The following is a 14,620-nucleotide window of genomic DNA, read 5'->3' on the forward strand; positions in this document are numbered from 1 at the left end:
ATACTATAACATGAAAAGAAGATCATTTTTTCTAAAGGCAGGACTAACAGGATTGGTTTTGGGCCAGCAAGGATTAACATCCTGTGCTCCCGGTCCTAAATTATATGGAGACAAAAATTTCTATATTAATAAAGGGTTCAACCACATTCCAAAACTGAAACTGTCTACAGACCGAATCATCAAAGAAACTGTAGGTTTGAGACCTTTTAGAGAGTCTGGTCCAAGGGTAGAAAAAGAGATGCTTAATCATAAAACCATTGTTCATAATTATGGACATGGCGGAAGTGGCTGGTCGCTTTCATGGGGTACCGGAAATCAAGCAAGGAAGTTGGTACAAACCACCAACGAAAAAAATATAGCTTTGCTAGGATGCGGCACTGTGGGGATAGCCACTGCCACTTTACTACAAGAAAGTGGTTATAATGTCACCATCTACGCCAAAGACGTACCGCCAAATGTCACTTCTAACTTGGCTACAGGAACTTGGTCTCCAGCCTCAAGGGTATGTGCTGAAAATAAAATAAATCCTACTATCAAAGCAAACTGGGAAGATGCTTGTGCTTTTTCTTTTAAAAGAATGCAAATGAGCTTAGGGCTGAACGATATCGTAGATTGGGGAGACGAATATACCATTAGGAAAACCAAACCTTCTGAAACCAGCCTTAGTGGCGGACACGAGATGTTTCATATGGATGGCTTATCACCAGATTGGAAAACACTTTCGTCTAAAGACCATCCTTTTAAAGCTGATTATGTGAGAAGAAGGAGTAATATGATCTTCAATATCCCTAGCTACTTGAACTTTCATCTGAATAACTTTTTGGTAAGAGGTGGAAAGCTTGAAATAAAGGCTATCAAATCGTTAGAAGATATAGATGCCCTTAGCCAGAAAGTAGTGGTAAACTGTATGGGCTTAGGTGCCAAAGCAATTTTTAATGATGAAGAGCTTTATCCAATCTCTGGCCAGCTGTCTTGTTTGGTACCTCAAACAGAAGTAAACTATAAACTTGCCACAGATGGAGCTTATTTCATCACCAGAAAAGATGGTATTTACTTAGGCGGAAGCGGTATAGAGAAAAGCTGGGACACCACCCCAAACCGTCAATTAACCGAAGAATGGGTAGACGTACTTTCTGAAGTTATGAGAGAGATGAAAGGTTAATCCTTTTTTGAATCTTCTTTTTAAAGTGGCACATCTTGGCTTAGGTGTGTCACTTTTTGTTTAGGGAAAGCTATTTTTCAATCATAATATATTGCTGAGGTTCGAAAGGAATTATATACTTAAAAAAAACACCATCGGATCAAGTGACTAACCTCCTTTAAAAGAGTCATAAAAGGTTTTATGTTTTTATGAGGATTAGCGAACGCTTCAAATGAGGCATAAGCGAAGCGAGGGTCTTTAGTTACTTCGGAGCCAATATGCTTATGATTTGTCAAATTCTGCCGTTCAATAGCCTAAGAACCAATGTGATTTATTCCAACTGATCCGTTTTAATAGGGTTTATTTAAAATAAAGCATCCGGAGAAACCTCCAGATGCTCATAAAGGGCGAAGTTTTTAATTAAAAGATGGGCATTTAGCTTATCAAAAAATGACAAGCTTTATCGCATAAGCCTATCGCCTAGTTTCTTAAGCGTTTTGACAGGTCTTAAAGCAAAATCTACATTTGCTTTTTCGAGGCGATAACCTCTATTTCTATGAATTTATGAGGGTTGACTAAAGTAGATACACCCACCGTAGCCCTAACTGGCTTTGAAGGATTATCATCTGTCCCGAAAAAACGATTATAGGCGTTGTTCCAACCAGAAAAATCGTACTGACCAGTTTTAGAATCTGCAGAAACGTAAACCTTCATGGCAAACACATCAGACATCTCTAAACCTTCCTCTTCTATGGTGCTCTTAATTTGCTCCAGAATGTTTAAAGATTGAGTCTCTGTATTACCATATTTTTCATAAATGCCGTCTGCCAAATCTGCATTTAGTGCGGAAGCCGTCATCCCGCTCGTAAAGAAAAGTGAAGCTCCTGAAGGTAGCTCAGCAGTTCTAGAAATAATAGACCATTCTGGTCCTTTTAAAATTGCCAACTGCCCAGAAACCTTATTAGTAAAAAAACACACGAATATTAACAATATGCTGATTTTTTTCACTTTAACAATATTAAATTTCATTATATTTTTATTTTTCAGATAATTAAATTAGAATACTCAAACATAGTAAAATAAAGTTCTGAGTAAAGAATTTTTGACAGTAATTTCGAGCAACTCATCATCATTATAGCCATACGAGAACATGAAAAGAAGATCATTTTCTCTAAAGATCTGCTGCTTGACATAACATGATGACAAAAGAGCACACCTTAGTTGCTGCCACATTTTTATACCTGCTAGTCACAAAATCACAAAAAATTGCTATAACTTATTTTCCTCTTAAAAACGCTTCGGCATTCCTTAAATCCTTAAAAATATTCCAAGGTCCACTGTGAGAAAATCGGTTTGAAGAAATGGCAGTTTACACCTTAGAAATCCTATTTTGACAGTGATTTATTAATGTTAACTTTATAAGGTCAAAACGGGAATGAACAATTTAAACTCCTTTTAAATACTATAATCTGCCCATTGGAGTCAAATTCGAGTAGCTAAACATTATTCTTGTTTTTATGTATAAAACTTATGAAACAGAAGGATGTTCTAACTAACTGCCACGCACACCTATTTACGATTGACCACGTACCCGATAAATTTGGAAAAAGCATTTTACCTTTTCCTTTCTACCATTTGATAACCATAAATTTTGTCAAGTGGTACTATAATAATTTGACAGAAAGGGGTAGTAAAAGATTTAGAGGGTTTAAACACAACATAAAAAAGATAAAATTCTTCATTTTCCGTGTTCTGAAGTTTACCGTTATTCTATGGCCTATTTACAAAATAGTATACTTTCTTATAAAATGGCTTTTTGCCATAATCACTAAGTTTCTGGTGATTGACGCCCTCTTCAGCAAAGAGGTAAAAGAATTGTATTACAGATATCTCACGATGGGTAGATACGCTGCCAAATATAAAACTCAATCAAAGATCTATAATTACTTATTGATGAATTATCCGTCTGGTTCAAATCAAGTTATTCTGAGTATGGATATGGATTATATGGCAGCTGGTCAAGCAAAAATCCCTTACCTAACTCAAATAGAAGATCTCAAAGCGTTGGGAGCTAGACGGCCTGAGTTAAAACCGTTCGTTTTTGCAGACCCTCGAAGAATTAAGGCCAGTACTGAATTAGAAGGGTTAAATAACTATTCCAACTATTTATTTCAACACCTTTCGAGTAAAGCATTTTCAGGAATTAAGATATATCCCGCACTTGGCTACTTCCCTTTTGACAAAAGCCTCATAGAACTTTTCAAATTCGCTCAGGAAAAACAAATCCCAGTAATGTCACATTGTACCAAAGGGACCGTGTTTTATCGTGGTAAGAAAAATGAAGAATGGAATCAACACGAAATATTGAAATACCCTGCAAACGGTCAAATCTTGACGCCCATTCCGCTTCCTCAAAAAGACAATTATGAGTTTTCATCAAACTTCACTCATCCTTTAAATTATGAGTGCTTGCTCAACAAAGAACTACTCTCGGAGTATTTAGGAGAGGCTTGTGATTTGAGTAAGTTAAAAATATGTCTTGCACATTTTGGAGGAAGTGAAGAATGGGAGAAAAATGGAAAAGACGCTTGGAACAATTACAATAATAACATCTCTCCCACCTCAAGGGAAGATTACTTAAAAAGTAAATTCAAAAATACCTTAAACCATGGCAGCATGAGAACGATATGGTGGAACGCGAGTTGGCTTTCGATAATTTATGATCTAATAGTTAAATATGAAAACGTTTATTCTGACATCAGTTTCATTCTCTATAATCAGGAATTATTTCCAATGCTAAAGTACCTTCTGAATGATTGCAAGGTTAGAAACCGTATTTTATTCGGAACCGATTTTTACGTCGTATCACAAAAGGGCTTAGATAAAGATCTGTATCAAGGAATAAGAAGTTACTTGGGAGAAGAACTTTTTAATTTGATAGCTGTCGAAAACCCTAAAACATATCTAAAGACCAACATATAGTAATACAAAGATTTTCATTGCTTTGACTAGGCTTAGAAGGGGGTATTAATTTGAAATTCTAAGTTTGAAGCCTTAAGAAGCCGGAGAAAAGACATCTGAAATTGCGAAGATTTTAAACAATTGATGGATTTTACGCTCTCCCCTCCATCAATAAGCCCCATCAAAGAGCTTTCAGCATAATAATAAGTCTTCTAACACTTCAGCTTTCGCCATGCGTATCTCGGTTTGAGAAAACACAACAAGTAAGTCATTTTGTAGAATTATGTATTTAAGCAATTGCTTTAATAAGCAAATTAACTATATTTGAATTATGGAATCTATCACTTGTATTCGACAGCAAGCCGACGTTAATCAAATAACCCGTTGTAAAGACAGGGTTTTAGCACTTAATGACTCTTTTGATTATTTATCGAATGGCCTTGAATTGGCGGGGAACAACGTCAGACTGAAAATACTTTTTATGCTTTACGAGGAGAAGCGGCTTTGTGTTTGTGACTTAAGTGACATTTTGGGTATGACCATTTCAGCTGTTTCTCAACATTTACGAAAACTGAGAGACCGAAAACTTATTCATTCGGAGAAAGAAGCACAAACTATTTTTTACGCATTGACAGATGAATATGAAAAAATGTTAAATCCATTTTTCATGATCCTTAATGAAAATAAAATTTTAGAAACAATATGAAAACAGATAATAGACTCGCAGGAGTTGGACTTTTGACGGCGATTTCTGCTTCATTATGTTGCATTACGCCAGTTTTAGCACTTCTGGCCGGAACCAGCGGACTTGCTTCAACATTTTCGTGGCTTGAACCCTTTAGACCTTATTTTATCGGTTCCACTTTTTTGGTTCTGAGTTTCGCTTGGTATCAAAAACTAAAACCTCAAAAACAAATTGACTGTAATTGTGAAAATAACCCAAAACCAAATTTTATGCAGACCAAAACATTTTTAGGAATCATAACAGCATTTGCCATCGTTATGCTTGCCTTTCCAGCGTATTCCGGTATTTTCTTCCCAAAGACTGAAAAAGAAATTATTATCGTGGACAAAGCAGATATTCAAACGGTAGAATTTAAAATAAGTGGAATGACTTGCACCGGTTGTGAACATCATGTCAGCACTGAAATTAACAAACTAAAAGGAATAATTGAGGTCAAAGTTTCTTACGAAAAGGGAAATGCTATTGTGAAATTTGACCAATCAAGAACCACCATGAGCAACATTGAAAAAGCCATCAACTCGACGGGCTATAAAGTGACTAACAGCATAAAAGTTTAAAAATGGATGTTACCTTAAATTCAACCATAACTTGCCCGAGTTGTGGACACCAAAAAGAGGAAGTAATGCCAACGGATGCTTGTCAATTCTTCTACGAATGCGAAAACTGCAAAACAAGGCTGAAACCTATGTCAGGGGATTGTTGCGTATTTTGCAGTTATGGAAATGTACCTTGTCCATCTATTCAGCAGGACAAAAAATGTTGCTAACGAAATCGGGCATCGCATAGCGAAGTAGGCTTTTCCAAAAAAGAGGCAGAAGTATTCAGTTCCCCTCAGCAGCGTTCACTGGACGATAGGCTGCCTTTAAATAGTAAGCTATCCACAAATCAGTAAAAAGCTAAACCTATAAAGTATCCAGATCAAAGGAATAAATATTCCCTAGCTCATCAGAGAAAAATATAAGTTTAGGTTCATTGAGTAAAAAACTGGCTTTGCTGGAAGTTACGTCACCGTTTTTTCCATTTATTTTGGTTTTTAACTGGATGAGTTCTTTAAACGCCCAGCCGTCTTTCCGCTCAATGATTTCATTGACTGATATAAAATATCGATTATCAACTCTATTTCTTACGGCATGAATTTCAAATATCCTCCCTGATTCCACATGATTAATAATAGGACGACTGGGGGTTCTTTGAGCAGTAAGGTTTTCATACGGAATGTTGGTCCATTTACCCTTTTTGTCTCTTACACGCAGCACAAACTGGGCTTGATTCATTTCATCCACACTGTTCTTTGTGACCAAAGCCATTTTTCCATTTTTAAACACCGTCGCATTCAGATGGTCGTCTGCGTTTTTATCTCCCTGCTGAACAATGATGGGCTCTGACCATTGATGAGGATCATCCCCGTCATGGTGAATTCGCTCATTGATAGTTTCCGTATTTTGGTTGGACCATATGACCGATACTTGGCCTTTCAGACCGACAATTAAGGAGATATCATCTTCATTGATACATTCAGTTAATGTGAAAGGTTCTGACCAAGCTTTACCATCGGAAGAATGCCAAACCATGATTTTTTCATTGATATCTGAACAAACCCAAAATTCGCCTTTTGAGTCCTGCGTAATGGTAGCGGTTTCTATGGAGTTACAATCGGCTGGAATTGGAAGGTCTGCCTTCCATTGATATTCATATTTTTCACTATTCTTTGAATAAGCTATTTGAACTACCTTTAAGACACAGTCTTCCACCAAAACTATATAACACTGGTCGCCTTTGCTCCAAACATCTGCCCTACTCGGTAAATTTTGCAATGCATGATTAAGTTCAGTTTGACTCGTCCATCCTAAAGCATCTTTTTTCAAAAGTTTTGGACCATCCTCGTCTCCTATTAATACCCACTGCCCATACTCGTTTGTCCATGACTTTGACTGAGGCTTATCTGCCGTAGCGTCGGCATAATTCACCTTAAAAATGGGCTCCAAGTAAAGCTCAGGGGTATTATTTTTTTGAGAAAAGGCTTCTAAGCCACATATCAACAAACAGACAAGTGAGGCCATTAGAAGTAAATTATTCTTTAGTTTCATGATGCTAGTAATTTGACCTTCAAATTAAGCTTTTAAACTTTAGAGCTGACAAACAGCGTGAGAATTTACATTTTGATAATCTCTTAAAATCAATAGAGAAAGACCTATTAAAACGAGCTTAACTTTGCCTTTAAAAAATAATTTACTAAAATCCCAAATAATCCATTACAGCTTTATTTCCCACTAAGGAATTTGCTGGAAGTGGATGCTCTCCATTGAAAACTTGTAAACTTTCCTTGGGCACAATTTCCACAAAACGCTCATCATAAGCGTCGTCATAAGGAATTGCTCGGTAATTGAGGCTCAAGTGCTTGGCAAAGAAATTATAAGCTGCGACTCTCTTAGAGTAACCGTAATCGTGTTTTTCCCCGGCAAGGTGTACGTTTTGAACCATATGCTCGGCATTGTATTGCTCATAAACCTTTGAAATATAAGGAAACTCAACACGTGGGGTATTGCTAGTCCAATCTACGCCATCGGAAATTATAAGCTGGGCACGAGGAGCTGTCATAGCGGCAATTTCCACATTGTTGGTTTGAAAATCATTGGTCTTATGAATTGGCATGCCACTCTCGCAAACACAACCACCAAAAAAATGTGCTGAAACTTGTACTACAGGTATGCTCACTTTTATTCGGTCATCAATTGCAGATAATACGAACGTTTGAGTTCCTCCACCAGAGCCGCCAGTCATTCCTATACGATCGCCATCAACATCTGGTCTACTGATAAGATAATTCAAAACTCGCTTACTATTATAGGTTTGTAAGGTCAACGCGATTGGCATTTTATGTTCCACTTGTTTGCTATCGGCATAGCCAATCATGTCATAAGCAAATACTACAGCACCCATTCTTGCCAATACTGCACACCTTTTTTGAATGTAATGCGTGTATCGCTTATCCGCCAAATGTCCATGTGGACTTAAAATGGCTGCATGGGTTTTCTTATCATCTAGTGGTAAATATAGATTACCTGTTATGTAAAATCCTGGGAAACTCTCAATAGCAATATTTTGAACTTTATAACCATCCATTATTTGCTCTCCATGAATGATAGGATTAAAATTGCCTTCAATTTTGGGCATTTCATCCAGCTTCATTCCACTTATTATCTGTTGCTTAATTTTGTAAGCTCTAGCTTCCCAAGAGGCAAGGTCATTCCAAGTATTTCCAAATTCTTTCATTTTGAGATTAGCTTCATCCTCAGTCCAATACGCCCCTTGACAAAGCATAGACTCCTGAGCACTAAGTAATTTAACAGAAAATAGAAATAATACGAATGGAAATATTTTCATTATAGGGCTATTTATTTAGAATTAAATCTACTTGATTTTTCTGAATAATTTCCCAAAAGACACAGAAGCCTAACTTTTTTGAAGTAGTACGCTTCATTGTGTGTCACTTTTTCGTTTCTCCTCATCGAAAAACATCAGAGTCCACTTTGTGAGACTCTGACGGAGGGGAATTCAAATATTTTTCTTATATATAGGTCTTAGTAAAGTAAATAGATAAATGAAATATAGTAACCTTTCAATAATAACCTCTCTTCTTTTTATTAGTTTGATAATCATTTCCTGTACCGATGGGATTTTCCCTTCCTTTCAAAGCATACGTGTCGAAAACAAAACTGAACATGATCTTGAGTTTATTACATATCAAAGTGGGAGGATAATCGATAACAATAGCTTTTTTCTAAACAGTGGAGAATCTTTTGATTTTGTAGCAAGTATTGAGTTCGGTAGGTACTATTATAATTTCTTTTCACCCTATGACAATGATTCGTTAGTATTGAAACTGGATGGAAACGAAATGTTTAATATATACTGTGATTCGCCAACGTTTGGGAATACCTGCCGTATTCCTTTTCCAGAATTTGATTTCCTTTTAGCTCATCCAGGTCCTCGCGGTGCTGAGGTAGTTGATTTAGATAAACCCATTAAAATAAATCGAAAAAAAGTATCTCGTATGTTAATTTTTGAAATTGAAGAAAGTGACATTGAGGGTTTGAGAGAGTTACAGATGCAGGAAGAATAGACTATTCTGCTGCCACCGTGTCCTCGCTGTACAAGGTCTTCCGACCTTGTACTTATGACAGGCGGTCTTCAGACCGATATCCCTCCAACTCAGTATCTCTGAACCGAACACTGCGATGATTCACCTTAAAAATGCCCCAAATAAAGCCTTTAAATCTTAGAGCTAAATGGCAACGAGATAATTTACATTTTTATAATCTCAAAAGAAATCACCAAAGCAATCTTTTCAAACTTTTACAATCCTTTTACATGATTTTACAATTGAAATAACTCAAAGCAAATACCTACATATACCTTTGAGAAAACAAAAAACAAATCATGAAGATAGTTGGCTACTTACTTTCCCTTTTACTTTTTAGCACTGCTTGCAATGGGCAAGTGAATTCAAACTCACCTACAGACAATTTCATTGAGAACTCAAAACCAATCCAAGTTATAGGAACGCCACCTTCTCCATTTCCTCAACATAACCCCTACAATGACTCGGGACTGGTAAGTCAGTATATCAGAACTATTTTTCAAGACTCAAAAGGAAACTATTGGTTTGGCCCCGCGGGTCAAAGTGTAGCTAGATTCGATGGCAGGACTTTAAATTACTTTAGTAAAACTGCGTTTTTTGAAGGAAATGAGACTGTTGAGAGCGTTAACGGCAATAGCGTACATGCTATCGCGGAAGACCAAAATGGCAATATTTGGTTTGGAACATATCAAGGAGTTGTTAAGTATGATGCCCGCCTGCCGGTCGGACAGGGAAAAACCTTTAAGAGTTATACCCAAAAGAATGGACTGAGTAATACCAGTGTCAGCCGAAAAGGAATTTTAGTTGATCAAGCTGGCACGGTTTGGGTCGGCACTGGGGAGGGTGTTTTCACGTATAATCCACTAGCCGAAAGTAACGGTGGTCAAAGTTTTTCAGCTTTTGAAAAGATACCTTCTGTTAACATCACAGACATCATGGAGGATAAGGATGGAAATATATGGTTTACTTCAAAAGACCTTGGAGTCTTTCGATACAATGGAGAATCGATAGAAAGCATTGCACCTAAAGCAGGTTTGGGTAATAATTATGCTGGAGGACTTGCAAAAGATAAAGCAGGAAATATATGGTTTAACATTAATGGTGGCATTTGCCGATATGATGGAAAAACCTTTACAGACTTTATAATCAAAGACAAAATAGGCACAAGTGAAATTTGGGGACTTTATATAGAACAATCTGGCATTATCTGGATTACCGCAAGAGGCAGCACTACCAGATTTGACCCTTCACTGCCAGAATCAGATCCAAAAGCATTTACCGTATATACCTTGGATGACGGTATTAACTGCTGTGTGCAAAGCATGTATCAAGACAGAGCAGGAAATATGTGGTGGGGAACCGGTCAGGGCCTTTATCGTTTTGATGGCAAACGCTTTTATCAAGTTAAACAAAATGGACCTTGGTAGCGTTAGCTTAAGAAAACTTGAACAACTTCCGCTAAATAATATGACCGTTTATTTATCCGTACTTCTTTCTTTAGCGGCACTTTCAAGTGCTTGTCAATCACCTAAGACTTCAGATGCTGAGGTCGTTGAAGATTCCGTAACGCAAGACAAGCCTGTCATGAGTTTTACATTTGATGACGGAATCACATCAGATATAGCTGGTTATAAGTTTGAAGATTGGAATGAGATGATATTATCTCAATTAGACAGTAATCAACTAAAGGCCATATTTTTTATTCGTGGAGATAATAAACTGAATAAGAAAGGACAGTTTTTACTCCAAAGCTGGAACGATAGAGGGCATAAACTTGGCAATCACACCTTCACGCATGCTTATTACAATTCAGACAAAAACACGGCGAAAGTTTTCACTGAGGAATTAAGTAAAACAGATGCTATCATTTCAAAATTTGATAACAAAATCAACCTGTTCCGTTTTCCATATTTAAAAGAAGGTCAAAACGCAGCCAAAGTGGACAGCCTAAGGCAAATCCTTTCTGAAAATAATTACGCGAATGGCTATGTCACTATTGATGCCTCTGACTGGTATATTAATCAAAGATTAATTGCAAGACTTAAAGAAGTTGGACAAAACGAGGAGGTAATCCAGAAGTTCAGAAACTTCTATTTAAACCACATTTTAGAAAGAGCCAAATACTACGAAAAACTCTCATATGAGATAAATGGCAGGCATATTAAGCATACACTTCTACTTCATCACAACTTGACCTCTGCCCTATTTTTAGGCGACCTCATTCAAAGATTTAAAGCCGAAGGTTGGGATATCATTGACGCTGAAAAAGCATATCAAGACAAGGTTTTCAAACAAATTCCTAGCTCAAAATTCGCAGGAGAAAGCTTAATATGGTCGCTTGCTAAAGAATCTGGCAATTATGAAGATTCCTTAAGATACCCGGCTGAAGATAGCCAGTATGAAAAACCTGAAATGGATAAACTGGGCTTATAGACTAAGTTTTCAAACCATCATCTTGACTAAAATAGAACATTGAGGAAAACACTGGCTTCAGTTTGAATGCTTTAGAATTCTAGGAATTCTTCCATGACATCCTACCGCAAGATTTCAAAAAAAAAGGCGTCTAAGAAATAAAACAATCTATTTTTTCAAGAAACATGGGCATCAATTAAGTCAATCATCATGATGAAAAACAAACACAAAACACTACTATTAAGCCTACTATTGGTGGCTTTTACAGCTTGTAAAAACAATAAATCAAATACCAAAACGGTAACGGAAGACAAAGTAAGCATCTCCGTAAAAAGTGAAAACTTCCTAACCGGTGGATTAGCAGAGCCTATCACCGTTGAAACCAGAACACTTTCTGATGGTTCTACTGCCGATTGTTATAAAATCGTAGTTACCTCAAACCCAAGTGATCACGAAATGGGACCTTGGTGTCCAGGTAATATTGCCGACGATGCCTCGGCCGGTGGAATTTGGTTAGAAAATGGAGAAGTGTACGATGTGGATGGTGCCTTTGTGAAAAACTTAGCCACTTTTTATAAAGACGACACTTGGATGTTATACAACAGCCAAACGGGTGAAATCACAAAAACAAAAACAAAGCAAGAGTGCCAAGAAGCAGCAAATCCTAATGTAGGAGCAGAATACCAAAATTACTGTGTAGAATGTTTACCATCTTATGTAGCGGATGTAAAACACACTTATTATATCCCTGTTACACCTAAAAAGGCTGCAACTCCCTATTCCTTTTCAAGAGGTCCTGGTGGCAGGCCAGATGGGAACGCAAGACCTGAAAGACCAGTAGAAAATGAAAGACCTAGAGGACCTGAAAGCCGTTCTACCTTACCCTCTAGTAGAGGACTAGCATTCAACGGCGTAGTTTTTGATGCCCCAGCACCTACAGACCATATTTTAGCCGCTTATACTTTGGCTCCATTCGATGATGCAGGTGGACATATAAATTTAGCCGCTGGCTATCATTATCATGCTGCAACAGGGGTTTCTAAAAAAATAGCACAGGCAGATAATCATGCCCCCATGATTGGCTATGCATTTGACGGATATGGCATCTTTGCAAACACAGATAATAGCGGAAATGAATATACCGACTTAGACGAATCAAGAGGACATTACGACGAAACCAGAGGTTATCATTACCATGTCGATAAGGCCGGAAACAACAATTTTATCAATGGTTTACGAGGGGAATATGCATTATAGAAGATCAAAAATAGTTTCTTACTACAAAACATTGAATAAAAGATAATTAAGAATAATATTTCAATAAAAAACATATGCACCGCAAGTTTTATAAGAAATAATTATCTAACTGATTACTACTTCTATTTTTAGAAAGTACGGTAAACAAAAAAATAAATGAACAAAGCAAAGATCTCAATATGGGGACTGAGCCTTTTGGCTTTATCTGCAACAATAAGTTCTTGTCAGGGGGATGATGAATTAGATCCACTAACAGATGGCGAAGTAAGTGTTTCAGTAGAAAGTGCTAACTTCCTATCTGGAGGATTGGTTGAAGCCATTACCATTGAAAGCAGAACACTTTCTGATGGTACCACTGCCGAATGTTATAAAATAATAGTTAACTCAACACCTACAGATCATGAAATGGGACCTTGGTGTCCGGGTAATATTTCTGATGATGCCTCAGCGGGTGGTATTTGGTTAGAAGGCGGAGAAGTGTATGATGTAGACGGAGCTTTTGTAAAAAACTTAGCTACATTTTATAAAGATAACACTTGGATGCTTTATAATAATAGCACAGGGGCAATAACTAAAACCACAACCAAACAAGAGTGCGAAGAGGCTGCAAACCCAAATGTAGGTGCAGCATACAAAAATTACTGTGTAGAGTGTTTACCTTCTTATGTCAGCGATATAACGCATACCTATTATATTCCTGTAACGCCCCAAAAAGCAAGTTCTGCTTATACATTTGCTACGGGTCCTGGTGGTGGTGCTAGTACTTTACCTTCAAGCAGAGGCTTAGCATTTAACGGAGTTGTTTTTGATGCTCCAGCACCTGTCGACAATATTTTAGGTGCCTATACTTTGGCTCCATTCGATGATGCTGGTGGGCATATAAACTTAGCCGCAGGTTATCATTATCATGCAGCCACAGGAGTTTCTAAACAAATAGAACAGGTAGATAGCCATGCAGCTATGATAGGTTATGCCTTTGACGGATATGGCATCTTTGCAAACACAGATAATAACGGAAATGAGTACACGGACTTAGATGCATCAAGAGGTCATTACGACGAAACCAGAGGTTATCATTACCATGTAGATAAAGCCGGAAACAACAATTTTATAAATGGTTTACGAGGAGAATATGCATTATAAAAAATCTGCAATGAAATTGTTTATTTTAAGCCTAATGTCGTTAGCAAATGTAGCCTTTGCCCACAACCCTGATTTTTCTAATATCATTATTTCTAAAACCGATAATGGGCAAATCATATTACAAATCAATAGTTCTTTAACGGCTTTTCAAGAAGAAGTTAATTACATCAATGGTGAAGGTGCTTACCAATCACCCGAAGAATTTCAAGACCTGGTGATAAGCCATTTTAAGAAAAACTTTTCCATTATCTTAAATGAGAATGACATCTTACAGTTTAAGGATCCAAAGGTGTTTTTAGGCCATGAAACCAAATTAGTGGCAGAAATTATTGGACTGCCTAGAAACGTAAATACTATCCATTTTAAAAATGAATTGTTTAAGGATATACACCATAATCAGTCTGTCGTCATATTTCTACTAGATGGATTTCCAAAAGAAAAGTATACGCTGGATAATGAGAATAACCACGAATTCAATATAGCACTAGACGGCGATACTTGGAAAGCTAAGAAAGCGGGTTTTAATCTAAAATACTTGCTCTATCTTTTGATTCCACTGTTGGCTGGTTTGTTGTTTTACTTTATTAGAAAAAGAAAAAGTACCAAAACGCTTTAAAGCGTTCTTGCCGTAATATGCGGTGAGTTATCACTAAATTTGTCAGAATAAACAATGTCTCAACAGAGTCTCCACAAGAGGCTCTGTTTCTGTTTAGGGATTATGAAATGCCACTACAAAAACGAAATTTACTCACGTGCTATACTGATTTAGGGTAAAACTAGCCCCTTTTTACCAAGCTTATTTCATCACCCAAAAAGATGA

14 protein-coding genes are annotated in these 14,620 nt (G+C 37.1%); 11 read left to right on the forward strand and 3 right to left on the reverse strand.

Features of this window, described 5'->3' with window-relative positions:
• Window positions 1-10 precede the first annotated feature (10 nt).
• A complete protein-coding gene (locus ACSBFT_RS07600; RefSeq protein WP_463046776.1) occupies window positions 11-1,162 on the forward strand; it encodes an FAD-dependent oxidoreductase in 1,152 nt (383 codons plus the stop codon).
• Between the two features lie 498 nt (window positions 1,163-1,660).
• Here ACSBFT_RS07600 and ACSBFT_RS07605 read toward each other — a convergent pair whose 3' ends face one another.
• The gene (locus ACSBFT_RS07605; RefSeq protein WP_489604136.1) at window positions 1,661-2,170 is read right to left on the reverse strand and encodes a Rid family hydrolase; all 510 of its coding nucleotides are present in this window, start codon (window positions 2,168-2,170) and stop codon (window positions 1,661-1,663) included.
• Window positions 2,171-2,671: 501 nt separating this feature from the next.
• Between ACSBFT_RS07605 and ACSBFT_RS07610 the strand changes: the two genes are divergently transcribed.
• The 4 genes from ACSBFT_RS07610 (at window position 2,672) to ACSBFT_RS07625 (ending at window position 5,613) form a co-directional block, all read left to right on the forward strand.
• Window positions 2,672-4,123: an amidohydrolase family protein gene (locus tag ACSBFT_RS07610; RefSeq protein WP_489604137.1), complete on the forward strand. Its 1,452-nt coding sequence runs from the start codon at window positions 2,672-2,674 to the stop codon at window positions 4,121-4,123.
• 310 nt (window positions 4,124-4,433) lie between these two features.
• Complete coding sequence (locus ACSBFT_RS07615) at window positions 4,434-4,808, forward strand: ArsR/SmtB family transcription factor (RefSeq protein WP_463044506.1); 375 nt, start codon at window positions 4,434-4,436, stop codon at window positions 4,806-4,808.
• Window positions 4,805-5,404, forward strand: a complete 600-nt coding sequence (gene merTP / locus ACSBFT_RS07620) for a mercuric transport protein MerTP (RefSeq protein ID WP_463044505.1) — start codon at window positions 4,805-4,807, stop codon at window positions 5,402-5,404. The genes ACSBFT_RS07615 and merTP overlap by 4 nt, the downstream gene beginning before the upstream one ends.
• Window positions 5,405-5,406: 2 nt before the next feature.
• A complete protein-coding gene (locus ACSBFT_RS07625; protein WP_463044504.1) occupies window positions 5,407-5,613 on the forward strand; it encodes a GDCCVxC domain-containing (seleno)protein in 207 nt (68 codons plus the stop codon).
• A gap of 136 nt (window positions 5,614-5,749) precedes the next feature.
• Here the strand turns inward: ACSBFT_RS07625 and ACSBFT_RS07630 are convergent, their stop codons facing one another.
• Window positions 5,750-6,934 carry a glycoside hydrolase family protein gene (locus ACSBFT_RS07630; protein WP_489604138.1) on the reverse strand — a complete coding sequence of 395 codons (1,185 nt, stop codon included), beginning with the start codon at window positions 6,932-6,934 and terminating at the stop codon, window positions 5,750-5,752.
• 145 nt (window positions 6,935-7,079) lie between these two features.
• Complete coding sequence (locus ACSBFT_RS07635; protein ID WP_489604139.1) at window positions 7,080-8,231, reverse strand: alpha/beta hydrolase family protein; 1,152 nt, start codon at window positions 8,229-8,231, stop codon at window positions 7,080-7,082.
• Window positions 8,232-8,448: 217 nt separating this feature from the next.
• Between ACSBFT_RS07635 and ACSBFT_RS07640 the strand changes: the two genes are divergently transcribed.
• The 6 genes from ACSBFT_RS07640 to ACSBFT_RS07665 all read left to right on the forward strand — a co-directional run bounded on the left by ACSBFT_RS07640 (window position 8,449) and on the right by ACSBFT_RS07665 (window position 14,416).
• Window positions 8,449-8,970 carry a hypothetical protein gene (locus ACSBFT_RS07640; RefSeq protein WP_489604140.1) on the forward strand — a complete coding sequence of 174 codons (522 nt, stop codon included), beginning with the start codon at window positions 8,449-8,451 and terminating at the stop codon, window positions 8,968-8,970.
• A 317-nt stretch (window positions 8,971-9,287) separates the two neighbouring features.
• Entirely contained in the window at window positions 9,288-10,415 is a 1,128-nt protein-coding gene (locus ACSBFT_RS07645; protein ID WP_489604141.1) for a ligand-binding sensor domain-containing protein, read from the forward strand.
• The gene (locus ACSBFT_RS07650; RefSeq protein ID WP_489604142.1) at window positions 10,402-11,421 is read left to right on the forward strand and encodes a polysaccharide deacetylase family protein; all 1,020 of its coding nucleotides are present in this window, start codon (window positions 10,402-10,404) and stop codon (window positions 11,419-11,421) included. Before ACSBFT_RS07645 ends, ACSBFT_RS07650 begins: the two co-directional genes overlap by 14 nt.
• Window positions 11,422-11,610: 189 nt before the next feature.
• Window positions 11,611-12,657: a YHYH protein gene (locus ACSBFT_RS07655; RefSeq protein WP_489604143.1), complete on the forward strand. Its 1,047-nt coding sequence runs from the start codon at window positions 11,611-11,613 to the stop codon at window positions 12,655-12,657.
• Between the two features lie 156 nt (window positions 12,658-12,813).
• Window positions 12,814-13,800, forward strand: a complete 987-nt coding sequence (locus ACSBFT_RS07660) for a YHYH protein (protein WP_489604144.1) — start codon at window positions 12,814-12,816, stop codon at window positions 13,798-13,800.
• 10 nt (window positions 13,801-13,810) lie between these two features.
• The gene (locus ACSBFT_RS07665) at window positions 13,811-14,416 is read left to right on the forward strand and encodes a hypothetical protein (protein ID WP_489604145.1); all 606 of its coding nucleotides are present in this window, start codon (window positions 13,811-13,813) and stop codon (window positions 14,414-14,416) included.
• Window positions 14,417-14,620: the final 204 nt, after the last annotated feature.

Source organism: Arcticibacterium sp. SM2516 (assembly GCF_057914865.1).

Coding starts and splice junctions, on each gene's coding strand:
- ACSBFT_RS07600 (WP_463046776.1), top strand. CDS start 11: ATGAAAAGAAGATCATTTTTTCTAAAGGCAGGACTAACAGGATTGGTT.
- ACSBFT_RS07605 (WP_489604136.1), bottom strand. CDS start 2,170: ATGAAATTTAATATTGTTAAAGTGAAAAAAATCAGCATATTGTTAATA.
- ACSBFT_RS07610 (WP_489604137.1), top strand. CDS start 2,672: ATGAAACAGAAGGATGTTCTAACTAACTGCCACGCACACCTATTTACG.
- ACSBFT_RS07615 (WP_463044506.1), top strand. CDS start 4,434: ATGGAATCTATCACTTGTATTCGACAGCAAGCCGACGTTAATCAAATA.
- merTP (WP_463044505.1), top strand. CDS start 4,805: ATGAAAACAGATAATAGACTCGCAGGAGTTGGACTTTTGACGGCGATT.
- ACSBFT_RS07625 (WP_463044504.1), top strand. CDS start 5,407: ATGGATGTTACCTTAAATTCAACCATAACTTGCCCGAGTTGTGGACAC.
- ACSBFT_RS07630 (WP_489604138.1), bottom strand. CDS start 6,934: ATGAAACTAAAGAATAATTTACTTCTAATGGCCTCACTTGTCTGTTTG.
- ACSBFT_RS07635 (WP_489604139.1), bottom strand. CDS start 8,231: ATGAAAATATTTCCATTCGTATTATTTCTATTTTCTGTTAAATTACTT.
- ACSBFT_RS07640 (WP_489604140.1), top strand. CDS start 8,449: ATGAAATATAGTAACCTTTCAATAATAACCTCTCTTCTTTTTATTAGT.
- ACSBFT_RS07645 (WP_489604141.1), top strand. CDS start 9,288: ATGAAGATAGTTGGCTACTTACTTTCCCTTTTACTTTTTAGCACTGCT.
- ACSBFT_RS07650 (WP_489604142.1), top strand. CDS start 10,402: ATGGACCTTGGTAGCGTTAGCTTAAGAAAACTTGAACAACTTCCGCTA.
- ACSBFT_RS07655 (WP_489604143.1), top strand. CDS start 11,611: ATGATGAAAAACAAACACAAAACACTACTATTAAGCCTACTATTGGTG.
- ACSBFT_RS07660 (WP_489604144.1), top strand. CDS start 12,814: ATGAACAAAGCAAAGATCTCAATATGGGGACTGAGCCTTTTGGCTTTA.
- ACSBFT_RS07665 (WP_489604145.1), top strand. CDS start 13,811: ATGAAATTGTTTATTTTAAGCCTAATGTCGTTAGCAAATGTAGCCTTT.